General features: G+C 67.3%; 11 protein-coding genes. 5 read left to right on the plus strand and 6 right to left on the minus strand.

The features are described from left to right. The first annotated feature begins 124 nt into the window (after positions 1–124). Positions 125–475, plus strand: a complete 351-nt coding sequence (locus tag GJ693_RS01455) for a VOC family protein (protein WP_156254560.1) — start codon at positions 125–127, stop codon at positions 473–475. A 68-nt stretch (positions 476–543) separates the two neighbouring features. After that, positions 544–2073, plus strand: coding sequence for a S10 family peptidase (locus GJ693_RS01460; RefSeq protein WP_235902540.1), 1530 nt, complete (start codon positions 544–546; stop codon positions 2071–2073). Between the two features lie 198 nt (positions 2074–2271). On the opposite strand, the gene GJ693_RS01465 is transcribed toward GJ693_RS01460, so the two are convergent. The 6 genes from GJ693_RS01465 to GJ693_RS01490 form a co-directional block, all read right to left on the minus strand. Next, complete coding sequence (locus GJ693_RS01465) at positions 2272–3003, minus strand: esterase/lipase family protein (protein WP_156254561.1); 732 nt, start codon at positions 3001–3003, stop codon at positions 2272–2274. A gap of 86 nt (positions 3004–3089) precedes the next feature. Beyond that, a complete protein-coding gene (locus GJ693_RS01470; protein WP_156254562.1) occupies positions 3090–3602 on the minus strand; it encodes a L,D-transpeptidase family protein in 513 nt (170 codons plus the stop codon). Continuing rightward, positions 3599–4672 carry a GTP cyclohydrolase II gene (gene ribA, locus GJ693_RS01475; protein WP_156254563.1) on the minus strand — a complete coding sequence of 358 codons (1074 nt, stop codon included), beginning with the start codon at positions 4670–4672 and terminating at the stop codon, positions 3599–3601. Before ribA ends, GJ693_RS01470 begins: the two co-directional genes overlap by 4 nt. Then, a complete protein-coding gene (locus GJ693_RS01480; protein WP_156254564.1) occupies positions 4669–5457 on the minus strand; it encodes an exodeoxyribonuclease III in 789 nt (262 codons plus the stop codon). Before GJ693_RS01480 ends, ribA begins: the two co-directional genes overlap by 4 nt. 254 nt (positions 5458–5711) lie before the next feature. Then, complete coding sequence (locus tag GJ693_RS01485; RefSeq protein WP_235902542.1) at positions 5712–6311, minus strand: LolA family protein; 600 nt, start codon at positions 6309–6311, stop codon at positions 5712–5714. Between the two features lie 50 nt (positions 6312–6361). Next, positions 6362–7090: a helix-turn-helix transcriptional regulator gene (locus GJ693_RS01490; protein ID WP_408014525.1), complete on the minus strand. Its 729-nt coding sequence runs from the start codon at positions 7088–7090 to the stop codon at positions 6362–6364. Positions 7091–7466: 376 nt separating this feature from the next. Between GJ693_RS01490 and GJ693_RS01495 the strand changes: the two genes are divergently transcribed. Genes GJ693_RS01495 through GJ693_RS01505 form a run of 3 tightly spaced genes read left to right on the plus strand, consistent with a single transcriptional unit; the run spans position 7467 to position 12548 of the window. Beyond that, positions 7467–8753 (plus strand): multiheme c-type cytochrome, encoded by a 1287-nt coding sequence (locus GJ693_RS01495; RefSeq protein WP_156254567.1) that lies wholly within the window; start codon positions 7467–7469, stop codon positions 8751–8753. Then, on the plus strand, positions 8750–10699 hold the full coding sequence (locus GJ693_RS01500) for a heme-binding protein (RefSeq protein ID WP_156254568.1): 1950 nt from the start codon (positions 8750–8752) through the stop codon (positions 10697–10699). Before GJ693_RS01495 ends, GJ693_RS01500 begins: the two co-directional genes overlap by 4 nt. Before the next feature lies 1 nt (position 10700). After that, entirely contained in the window at positions 10701–12548 is a 1848-nt protein-coding gene (locus GJ693_RS01505) for a hypothetical protein (protein WP_156254569.1), read from the plus strand.

Consider the following 12548-nt stretch of genomic DNA (forward strand, 5'->3'; position numbering starts at 1 on the left):
TGCGCTTTGAACTGCCCGATGGCGACGGCGCGCCGGGCCCGCGGCGTGACCGCACCCGGCCTAAGGGCTTCCAGCCGCGCCCCGGCCGCAGCCGCATCCCGCCCGGCATCAGGCGGGGCCGCCGATGAGCGATCGTATCACCGCCAACCTCCCGTCGCGCGATTTTGCCGCCACCATCGCCTTTTATGCCAGGCTCGGCTTTGGCGTGCGCTTTCAAGGGCCGGGCTGGCTGATCCTGGAGCGCGGGCCGCTGGAACTGGAATTCTTTCCCTGGCCCGATCTCGATCCGGCCAGCAGCAGCTTTTCCGCCTGCATCCGCGTCGATGATCTGGCCGCCCTGCACCGCGCGTTCAGCGCCGCCGGCCTGCCTGAACAGGGCATCCCGCGGCTGGAGCCGATCCGGCCAATCGGTCACGGCTTGCTGATGTTCGGCCTCGTCGATCGCGACGGCAGCCTGCTGCGCGGCCTGGGTTGACGCGGCCCTTGAGCGCCGTGCGCCGCCGTGCCATCACCGCGCCACGATTTTTCAGGGGAGAATTTGACGTGAAGACACTGCTGCTGGCTGGCCTCGCCCTGGCTGTCGCCCATCCGGCGTGCGCGCAAGACAAGCGCCAATCGCCCAAGGACATGATGGTCGCCGAAGCCGATGCCGCCACGGCCCGCGCACCGGTGGATGAACAGGCCTGGGTGTCGAAGGGCAGCGTCTCGGTGAAGGGCAAGGCGATTGCCTACACCGCCACTGCCGGCACGCTCACCATCCGCGACGACAATGCCCGGCCGACGGGCAGCATCTTCTACACCGCCTATACCACCGGCGAAGCAGGCCGCCCGGTCACCTTCTTCTACAACGGCGGTCCCGGTTCGGCGACGATCTGGCTGCACATGGGCAGTTTCGGCCCGGTGCGCGTGAAGACCGACAAGCCGGTCTATGTGACGCCCGACCAGTATAGCGTCACCGCCAACCCGTGGAGCCTCATTGACAAGACCGACATCGTCTTCATCGATGCGCCCGGTGCCGGCTGGTCACGGCCGCTGGGTGACAAGACCGGCAAGGATTTCAACGGCGTCGATCAGGATGCCGACGCCTTTGCCCGCGCCATCCTGCGCTATGTGAACAAGAACAATCGCTGGAAATCGCCGAAATTCCTGTTCGGCGAATCCTATGGCACGCTGCGCTCCGGCGCGGTCGCAGCCCAGCTAGAGGACCGCGGCCTGTCGCTGAACGGCATCGTGCTGCTCTCCACCATCCTGAACTATGGCGTGCGCCAGCCCGGCTATGACCAGAATTACCTGGTGCTGTTCCCCGGCTATGCCGCCACCGCCTGGTATCACGGCACGCTGCCGGGCCCGAAGCCGGCCAATATCGATGCCTATGTGAACGAGGTCCGCGCCTGGGTCAGCGGGCCCTATGCCGCCGCGCTGGCCAAGGGCAGCAACATTTCAGACGCCGAGCGCGACGTCATCGCCGCCCAGATGAACGCCTATACCGGGCTGCCGATCGATTTCATCAAGCGCGCCAACCTGCGGGTGGACCTGCAGCACTTCATGACCGAACTGCTGCGCCCGCGCGGCCTGTCCATCGGCCGGCTCGACGCTCGCTACACGCTGCCACCCACCGATCTCAATGCCGACAGCCCGGATGATGATCCGGCCTCCACCGCCGTCACCGGCGCTTACGTGAGCGCCTTCCACGATTATGCGGTGAAGTCCTTGGGCGTGAAGACCGAACTGCCCTACAAGCTCTCGGCCCGCGAACCCGGCTGGAGCTGGGACTGGAACCACCGCCCGCCGCGCGGCGGCAACCAGACGACGCCCAACACCGCCGTCGACCTCGCCTACACCATGCGCGCCAATCCGAAGCTCAAGATACTGTTCCTGAACGGCTATTACGACATGGCGACGCCGTTCTATGGGGCGGAGTTCGACGCGGCGCACATGCTGCTGCCGGCCGATCTCAATCGGAACATCAAGTTCACCTATTATCAGTCAGGCCACATGATCTACCTGGCCGAAAGCGAGCTCGCCAAGATGCGGGACGATGTGGCGGCGTGGTTTGACGAGGCGTTGAAGTAAAAAGGGCCTCCGAGGGCACCCATCGAAACAGCGTTTCGATGGGACCCGCCGCGGGCAGGGACTCAGTCCCTGCACCCGTTCGATTTCGGGTAGTCCTTGCCCGACATGCGCACACCAGCGCCGCAGGCAATCAGAATGCCTGCGGCGCTATTTTCTTTGTCCGATGGACTGCCCGAAAACGAAAGTGGGTGCAGGGCCTCAGGCCCTGCCTGCCGGAGGCTCTTCCGCTGACGCTTCCAGCACGCCCGCCACCGCCAGGAACACGTCCGGCCGCAGCTGCACGCCCAGGTGGCTGCTGTTGATCTCGATCGACCGGCCGTGGTCGTCGCGGCAGATTTCGCCGGCGACCAGACCATCGGACCGGCTCCAGATGGCGGTGGTGGGGACGCTGAGTGGTGCCGCGATTTCGGCGCTGCGGGCGGCGACCGCGGGATCATCGAGGCGTTCGCCGGTGATCCATTCGAAGAAGCGCCAGACGTTGGTGGCCTTGGCGCTGCCGGCGAAGGGCGAGCTGATGGTGATGACTTCGCGGATGAGGTCAGGCCGGCGCTGGGCCACCAGGCGCGCGATCATCCCGCCCAGGCTGACGCCGATGAGGGTCACGGGACCGCTGGTGGCGGCAATCGCCTCGATGCGTTCGATCAGCCGTTCGGCCTGGGTGCCGATGGTGCGGGCGCCGAGGTTGCGGCCGAAACCCCAATAATGCGCCTGGTAACCGCGCTGCCGCAGGAAGCGCCGCAGCAGCACGAAGGAGCGTTCGCCCTGCATGAGGCCGGGCAGCAGCAGCACGGGCCGGCCGTCGCCGACGGGCTCGCTGCGCAGTCGGCGCGTGTGGCGCGGCAGGCTCATCACGGTCCACGCGGCGCGCGGCAGTTCGGCAGCCCACAGCAATTTGGACGGCGGGCGCACGGATTCGGTCACGACTGTCATCGAACCGTCATATATCAGTTGTGCGGCGCCGCCCAGAAACAAAAGTGGGTGCAGGGCCTCAGGCCCTGCCCGCCGGAGGCCCGTTTTCACTTTGCTGAAATCAAAACCGCATCCCCCGGCACCATCGCGTCCAGCCAGCGCGCCAGCACGGCGTGTTCCATGGCGATGCAGCCTTCTGTGGGCCGGCCGTCGGGTTGGCGGACATGCCAGAAGATGGCGCTGCCGAGGCCGGGGATGGGCGGCGCATCGTTGTGGGCGAGGACGAGGATGAGGTCGTAGGCGTGGTCGTCACGCCACAGGGCTTCGTGGCTGTGGGGGTGGGGGATGGTGACGGGGCGATTGTAGGCCGGGTCGGCGGCGCCGTCGGACCAGCCATCCCAGGGCCGCAGCCAGCGCCAGGGCAATGCCGTTTGTGGGGCAGGAAGGCGATCGGGGCGCAGCAGCGCGGCGCGGATCGGCCAAACACCGAGCGGCGTCTTGCCGTCGCCTTCGCGTTTGTCCGCGGCGGGACAGAAGCCGCCCTTGCCGAAACTGGCGGCGTGGGTTTCACCGAACGCGCTGACCGTGCCGGCGGCAGGGTTGGCGCGGAAGACGGTCACAGCATGTGGCCCTGCCGGTCGCGCTTGGTGGCGAGGTAGGCGGCGTTGTGCGGGTTGGGCGGCATGTCGTGGGCGACGCGGGTGACGGTGAAGCCGTGGGCGGCGAGGCCATCCACCTTCAGCGGGTTGTTGGTCATCAGCGCGACGCTCGACACGCCGAGGGACTTGAACATGGCGGCGGCCAGCGAAAAGTCGCGCTCGTCAGGTTCAAAGCCGAGGCGGGTGTTGGCGTCGACTGTGTCCCAGCCCTGATCCTGCAGGGCATAGGCCCGCAATTTGTTGAGCAGGCCGATACCGCGGCCTTCCTGCTGCAGATAGAGCAATATGCCGCCGCCGGGGTTCTGCGCGATGGCGGCGAGGGCGGCGTGAAGCTGCGGGCCGCAATCGCATTTCAGGCTGCCGAGCACATCGCCGGTCAGGCAGGAGGAGTGCAGGCGGGCCAGCACGGGCTGGTTCACGTCCGGATTGCCGATCACCAGCGCCAGATGTTCCGGGCCACCATCATCGGGGCGGAAGGCGACGACCTGCGTCGCTTCGGCGCTGGCCAGCGGCAGGCGGGCGCGGCTGGAGATGTGGACGCGGGCGACGGCGGCCGGCAGCGCCAGCGCGGCTTCGGATGGGCAGGAAACGGCAACGTCGGCGCCGGCCAGCGGCACAGCATAGACGGCGGGGATCAGCCCGGCGTGTTTCCCCAGCGCAATCGCGGCGCGCGCCGACGCAGTATCGCTGGCCAGTGCGCGGGTGCGGAACGGGCCCTTGAACGGGGTGGCGAGATCGAGCACCGGATCGGCCACCGCGCGGCTGCCGGCGAGATCGAGCCAGTCCGGCCGATCCACCCACACCGGTTCGGGATCCGGCGCAGCGGCGGCAATCTGGTTGGCGAGGTTGAGCACGGCGGCGCGGCGGGCGGTGATGATCAGGCCGGCGCGAGAATGGGCTTCCAGCGCGGCCAGCGTATCGGCATCGGCGAGTTCAGCGGACAGGATGGCGAGGCTGCCAACCCCCACCGCCCGGCCGCGGCGCAGTGCGTCGCTGGCGGCTTCGGCCAGATATCCGGCCGCGATGCTCACAGGTCGAGCGTCACGATCTGCGGGATATGGTCAGACGGCTTGCCCCAGTCGCGCGCGTCCTTGATGGCTTCAAAGCCGGTCGCCTGACTGGCGACGCTGGGTGAGACCCAGATATGATCAAGGCGCCGGCCGCGGTCCGACAGGCGCCAGTCGTTGTTGCGATAACTCCACCAGGTGAAGAATTTCTCCGGCGCCGGGTTGAACTGGCGGCCGAGGTCAACCCAATCGTGGCTCTGCTGCAGGCGGGTCAGCGCCTCGACCTCCACCGGTGTATGGCTGACGACATCGAGCAGCGCCTTGTGATTCCACACGTCGCACTCCAGCGGGGCGACATTGAAATCGCCGACGATGACGGCGGGTTCTTTCAGCCCTTCCGACCAGCGCGTCATGCGCTCGACGAAGTCCAGCTTCTGGCCGAATTTGGGATTCACCTGGCGGTCGGGCACATCGCCACCGGCCGGCACATAGACATTTTCGAGCAGCACGCCGCCGGGCAGCCGCACGCCGATGTGGCGGGCCTCGCCATTGTCTTGCCAGTCATAGCGCCAGGCACCGTCAATCGGCACGCGGGCGATCGTGGCGACGCCGTGATGCATGCGCTGGCCGTTGAGAATGCGGTGGTTGTAGCCGAGCTGCTCGAACAGGCCGTGCGGGAAGATGTCGTTGGCGACCTTGGTTTCCTGCAGGCACAGCACATCGGGCTGGTGATCGCGCAGGAATTGCTCGACGATGTCGGCGCGGGCGCGAACGCTGTTGATGTTCCAGGTGGCGATGCGGATGGCCATGGGATGCATTTAGGCAAAGAAACCGGCGGCGTCACCTGCCCAGAAAGCAGTTGACCCCTGGCACCGGGGGCGTGGTGCCAGGGGTCTTGTCTGCGCTCGTCACGCAAGCAGGCGGCGTTTGGAAACGGTGCTGTCCGGTCAACAGGGGGCAAACCCGGCAGCACCAATCGCCTGCTGAAACTGGTTATGCCTGATTCGACCTTGCCCGATCATGAACAACTCTGGCGGTGATTGTTAAGCTTTGCCGCCGGCACTTATCGCGGCCCATCCTTGCGCGGATCGGTGAAGCCGAACGACACGCCGGCCAGGCTGGCGCCATAGCGCACATTGGCCAGGCGCACCTCGCTGCGGCCGCCCTGGGCGTCCAGCGCCGTCCAGCCGGCCAGCGCCAGCCCGCCGGGCGCACTGGCCGAGCGCACGAAGCGGATGGAGAGCGTGCCGAATTCCGGCCGCTTGGGATCGCGCGCCGAAATCTCCACGCCGTCGGGGGTGTCGGCCGTGATGCGGGCGATGGGGGCCAGATCAGGCTCGTTGGCGAGCAATATCTGCAGCGGCGTGCGGCGGACCGGCCACTGGCTGACCTGCTTCACTTCGTAGTCGATGAACGACAGCGTGCGGCCATCGCCGACCAGCAGCATCTTGGCCGTGTCATATTGGAACCGCACCTTGCCGGGGCGGGCTAGCCACAATCTGCCGGCCAGCACGCGGCCATCGGCGCCGGCCTGGGTGAAATCGGCCGACAGGCTGGTGGTGCCCTTCAGCGACAGGGCAATATCGGCCAGCGACGTGGCGCTGGCGGGGGCGGCGAAGGCAATAACCAGCGCTGGGAGCAGGGCAGGGGCAAGCATTTTCATGCCCCCGCCATAGCCGGTGGCGGCTTCACGCGCCATGAACGGATTGTGCCTTAGGCGGCAGCGCCCAGATAGCCCAGCTGTGCCGCCTTGAAGATCGTCTGGCTGCGGTTGACGGCGTTCAGCTTCTCGCCGGCGTTCTGGATGTGGAAACGCACGGTGGCGTGGCTGCGCGACAGGATCAGGCTGATTTCTTTGTCGGTCTTGCCGATGCTGGCCCAGCGCAGGCATTCCACTTCGCGCTTGGTCAGCTGGCAATCGCCCGGCAGCCAGCGCCGGGTGCGGTGCGCCTTCACATAGCCGGCCAGCCAGCGATGCGACATCAGCGCCAGGATATCGGCCCATTGCTCATATTCGGCCGAAAGGTCGGTGCGATTGGGATCGCGCGACACGAAGCAGACCGCGCCGATCTGGCCGAACGGCAAGTGCACCGGCACCACGATGCTCGCCTTGGTCAGCGCGCGCTTCTCGAAATTCTCGAGGCTCATCTCGTCGAGATAGGGGTTGGGCTGGCGGGTGAAGAAGCCGCTGGCATTGGCCCAGAACACTTCGGATTCATACCGGCAGGCGCGCGGCAGCGGCGACGACAGGGCAAGCTTGCTGTCCTTCCACCACAGGTCATTCTCGCCGGTCCAGCCGAACACGTCGGCCGCCAGGATATTGCCGTCGGCATCCTCCATCGGCGCCTTGGAGGCGATGTTGTCGGAGGCGATCACGTGCAGGCCGGTCAATTCCAGCGCGATATCGCGCATGGCTTCAGCGGCGCGGCGCGCATCAGCCATGGATCGGATTGAAACGGCGGCAAGGCTGGCGTGCAGGTCCATCGGTCACTCCCCAGGCATGGCGAAAGGGGCGGGCCTCGGACGGGCCTTGGGGTGTTCCCCGCGCTCCCTTAACGCTGGTCGGGCGCGAAGTAATCACAGCCGGGCCGTCGCCGCAATGGCCTTTGCCGTGCCTGCGCCGAATCGCGGTCACCGGCGCGACGGGGCGCGCGGCAAGTGGCGGCGATGCTTGCATGTTGTCAGGGCTTTGCTACCCTGTGTCGCACCGGGGGGAGGGAATTTGCACGCACCAGCAACCGGCAGCCACCGCGCTTGGAACAGGTTCGTCGCCCGGCTACGCCACGGGCTGCGAATCGCCGTGCTGGCCGGGCTGGCCATGGCTGCGGGCGCAGATGCAGCGCCGATTGATCGCGCGCTCCACCAGGGCGTCGCCAGTTGCGCCGGCTCCACTTGCCATGGCCGCCAGGAAGCTACCGGGCCGCGTGTGCGCCAGAACGAGGTGATGACCTGGTCTGATCCGGCCAGCCTGACCGGCGTGCACAGCCGCGCCTGGCGCGTGCTCAATGAACCGCGCGCGCAGGCCATCGGGCGGCGGCTGGGCATCACCAATGTCGCTGCGGCGCCGGCATGCATCAGCTGCCACGGCGACCCGGCGACGGTGCGGGGCCCGCGCTGGCAGCAATCCGATGGGGTCGGCTGCGAGGCCTGCCACGGCGGATCGGAACGCTGGCTGGCCAGCCATGCTAGCGTGAAGGCCAGCCATGCCGACAATGTCGCGCGCGGCATGTGGGCGCTCAATGATCCGGCGGTGCGCGCCAGTGTCTGCCTGGATTGCCATTTCGGGTCCGACAAGCCGGGCCAGTTCGTCTTCCACCGCCTCATGGCCGCCGGCCACCCGCGCATCGCCTTCGAGCTTGACCTGTTCACCGCCCTGCAGCGCCACCATAACGAGGATGCGGATTATGCGGCGCGCAAGGGTGTTGCCGGCGGGGTGAAGACCTGGGCGGTGGGCCAGGCGCTGGCGGTGGAGCGGGCGCTGTCGCTGTTGCCGGCGCAATCGGCCAGCCTGACCGGACCAGATTTCACCTTCTATGATTGTCGGTCCTGCCACCGCACGTTCAGCGATGATCCGGCCGTGCCGATCGTCGCACGCACCAACAGCTGGCGGCCGATCCCGCCCGGCCAGCCGGTGTGGAATGACGAACAGATGATCATGCTGGCCGCGGCCGCCCGGGTTGCGGCGCCGGACGTGGCGCGCAGCTTCGAGGCGCAGTCCCGGGCCTTTCACACGGCGATGGGCGGCGACCGGGCTGGCGCCATGAAGGCGGCCGCTGCCCTGAAGGCCACCGCGGCCACGCTTGCCCGGCGCTTTGCCGCGACTGCTTTTGATCGCGCGCAGACCTTTGCGCTGATCGAAGCGGTGCTGGTCGGCAACGCAGCGGCTTACACCGATTACCAGGGCGGCGCCCAGGCGGTGATGGCGGCGGACACGCTGCTCAGCGCGCTGGTGACGGCGGGCCAGGTCAACCGCGCCGCCGCCGTTGCGCTGCGGCCCGATCTCGATCGCGCTTATGCCCTCGCGCGCGATGCCAATCGCTGGGATGCGCCGGCCTTCCAGGCGGCGCTGGCCCAGATCGCCACCCGAATGCGGGCGCTGAAATGAGGCGGCTGCGCATCACGGCCGGCGTGGCCATGGCAGCCCTGCTGCTCGCCAGCTGTGGCGGCGGCGGTTCGCCCTCGACACCAGTGGCCGGGCCGACACCGTCGCCAACGCCCACGCCCACCAGCGTCTATGCCCGCCCCGCCGCCGAGGCGTTGAGCCCGGCCGAGGTGGAGACGATCATCGCCCGCGCCGCCGCCGAGGCCAGTGCCCGCGGGTCGCCGGCGGTGATCGCGGTGGTGGACCGGGTCGGCAATGTGCTCGCCGTCTATCGCATGGCCGGTGCCCGCGCGACGGCGCTTATCCCCCCCAACGCCAATGGCGCCAATATCGATGCGCAAGGGGTGACGGTGCCCGCCGAGCTGGCCGCCATCGCCAAGGCGATCACCGGCGCCTATCTGTCGTCGGGCGGCAACGCCTTTTCCACCCGCACCGCCTCGATGATCGTGCAGCCGCATTTCCCGCCCTCGGCGCGCACGGTGGGGCTGGAATCGGGGCCGCTCTATGGCGTGCAGTTCAGCCAGCTGCCCTGTTCCGATCTCAACACCCGCTTCGGCGTTGGCAGCCCCTTCATCGGGCCAAAGCGCTCGCCGCTGGGCCTCGCCGCCGATCCGGGGGGCTTCCCGCTCTACAAGAATGGCGTGGTGGTCGGCGGGGTCGGCATCATGGCTGATGGCGATTATGGCTTTGATCCCGAGGTGGTCGATGTCGACAATGACGATGAGGAGCATATCGCGCTTGCCGCCACGGCCGGCCATGCCGCGCCCGACGCCATCCGCGCCGAACGCATCTCTGTCGATGGCACATTGCTGCGCTATTCCGATGCGGTGCCGGCCAATCTGAAGAGCAACCCGGCCAGCCCGCCAGCCTTTGCCAGCCTGACCGGCAGCCTGGTCGCCGTGGCTGGCTTCAATGCCGCCAGCATCATCGCTGGCACCCCCTATGGCAGCGAGGGCAGCGGCGTGCGCGGCGCCGCAGCAGCCGAGTTCAACCATCCCGATGCCTTTGTGCTCTCCGACGGGGCAGGCGCCAACCGCTACCCGATCCGGGCCGGCACCGACGCCGGCGACGTGACGCAGCCGCTCTCCGCGGCCGAAGTGCGCGCAGTGCTGGAAGAAGCCTTCACCATCATGGCGCGCAGCCGCGCGCAGATCCGCCTGCCCTTGGACAGCCGTAGCCAGAAAACCATCGCTGTCGTCGATACACGCGGCGCCGTGCTGGGCCTCGTGCGCTCCCCTGATGCGCCGATCTTCGGGACGGACGTGGCCCTGCAGAAGGCGCGCAGCGTCGCCTTTTTCTCCGGCCCCCGTGCGGGCAGCGATCTGGCCGCAGCTACCACGGCGCTGGGGGCGCCCGATCCCAATGTGCGCGATTTCGTGGCGCGGGTGACCGGCTTCTTCACCCAGCCGGGCGTGCTCAGCGGTGCCTTTGCCATCAGCAATCGCGCCATCGGCAATATCAGCCGGCCCTATTTCCCCGATGGTGAAGTGGGCCGTCCGCCTGGGCCGCTGTCGCGCGACATCGCCGGCTGGTCGCCCTTCTCCACCGGGCTCCAGTCTGCGCTGATCATCCAGAACCTCGGCGACGTGCTGGGCGGCGGCGATCCGCGCCAGTGCACATTCCTGCCCAATACGCCCGGCGGCCAGAATCGGCTGGCCAATGGCCTGCAGATTTTCCCCGGCGGCGTGCCCATCTATCGCGGCACCGTGCTGGTGGGGGCCATTGGCGTCTCCGGCGACGGCATCGACCAGGACGACATGACCGCCTTCCTGGGCACCGCCAATGCCGCCACCCGGTTGGGCGGGAGTATTGGCCTGCCGCCGGCCAGCATCCGGTCTGACCAGATTGTGGTGAATGTCAGCGGCACGCCAGTGCGGTTGCGCTTCGTCAATTGCCCGTTCGCGCCCTTCCTCGACACGGCTGAGAATAATGTCTGCCAGGGGCGCTGAGATGCGGGCGCTGCTACTGATCCCGCTGCTCACGACCGCCACGCCGGTGTTGGCCAAGCCGTTTGGCAAATGGTTCGATTGTTATGCCAAGGTGACGCCGCCCACGGAGCGGCTGCCCGGCGAGCCCGAAGCGGGCCCGTCCGATCCCGCCACTGCACCGCTGGCAGGACGACGCGTACCCGGTATGGGCGGGCCGCAGACGTGGGACCCGGTGGTGCAGGCCAATGCCGGCGCGGTGGCCTGGCCTCGCCAAGGCGATTTCCCGGTTGATCATCTGCCGGTGCCGGACCGCTGGCGGCTGATCGAGACGCTGGGGCTGGTCAAATCCAACTGGAAGGACCCGTACAACCAGAACACGCTGAAGGGCGATCGACCGATCTGCGGCACGCACGATCTGTTTCTGCAGCTCACCGCCATTTCCGACACGGTCGCCGAACCGCGCAGCTTCCCGACACCGGTCGGTGTGCAGACCACGGAGCGGCCGGGCAGCAACGACGTCTTCGGCCGCCAGTACAGCGAAGTGTTCGCGCAGACCTTCATCCTGGGTGCGGCGCTGACCAAGGGTAGCACCGCCTTCAAGCCGCCGGAATTTGAATTGCGCGCGGCGCTGGCCTTCAACTTCAACCATGTCGACGTGACGGAACGGCGGGTGCTGTCGGTGCTGCCGTCAAAACGATCCTTGCGCTCGGATGCTTTCGTCGGCGTGCAGGAATTGTTCCTCGATTATCACCTGCGGAACACCTCGGACCGCTACGACTTCGATTCGCTGCGCATCGGCATCCAGCCCTTCTCCAGCGATTTTCGGGGCTTCCTGTTTCAGGACAACCAGCTCGGCATCCGCCTGTTCGGCAACCGCGACAACAACCGGTTCCAGTACAACCTCGCCGCCTTCTGGCGGTTGGAGAAGGACACGAATTCGGGCCTGAACGCCATCCTGCGCAGCCCGCGCCGGGATTATGTGCTGGTCGCCAACCTCTACCGGCAGGATTTCCCGCTGCCCGGCCTGACAAGCCAGATCAGCGCCACCTGCAACGCCAATCGCGAGCGGGGTGATGTGCAGGTCGATACCAACGGCTTTCCGGTGCGCCCGGCGCTGCTCGGCACACTGCGCGGGCGCAATTATGATGTCGTCTATCTCGGCTACAACGCCGATGGCCACATCGGCCGGCTGAACCTGACCTTCAGCGGCACCTACGCCACGGGGAGCAATCGCAACAACATCTTCACTGACCGGCGCGCCAGGATCAGCAGCTGGTTCGCCGCGTTCGAGCCGAGCTATGACCGCGGCTGGGTGCGGCTGCGCGGCGCGGCGCTGTTCGCCAGCGGCGATTCCAACCCCTATGACGATGTCGACAGCGGCTATGCGGCGATCTTTGAAAACCCACAGTTCGCCGGTGCCGACACGAGCTACTGGGTGCGCCAGACCATCCCCTTCGCCGGCGGCGGCCGCGCCATCGCGGTCAACAGCCGCAACGGCCTTTTGAATGATCTGCGCTCATCCAAGGAGCAGGGCCAGGCCAATTTCACTAACCCCGGCACGATGCTGCTGGGTGCCGGCGCCGATTTCGATGTGCTCCCCGAACTCAGGGTCAGCGGCAACGTGAACCATCTGTGGTTCGCCACCACCGCCACGCTGCAGGCGCTGCGGGTGGAGGGCTCGATCCCGAAGGACATTGGCTGGGACCTGTCGGCTGCGGCCACCTACCGCCCGCACTTCAATCAGAACCTGGTCTTCCGCCTGTCGGGCGCGATGTTGAAGCCCGGCGATGGCTTCAAGGACCTGTTCACCAACGCGCCGCGCACCGGGTCATACTATTCGGTGCTGTTCAACGCCGTGCTGGCCTATTGA

Origin of the sequence: Sandarakinorhabdus oryzae, assembly GCF_009733735.1 — a bacterium.
Classification (GTDB): Bacteria; Pseudomonadota; Alphaproteobacteria; order Sphingomonadales; family Sphingomonadaceae; genus Sandarakinorhabdus; species Sandarakinorhabdus oryzae.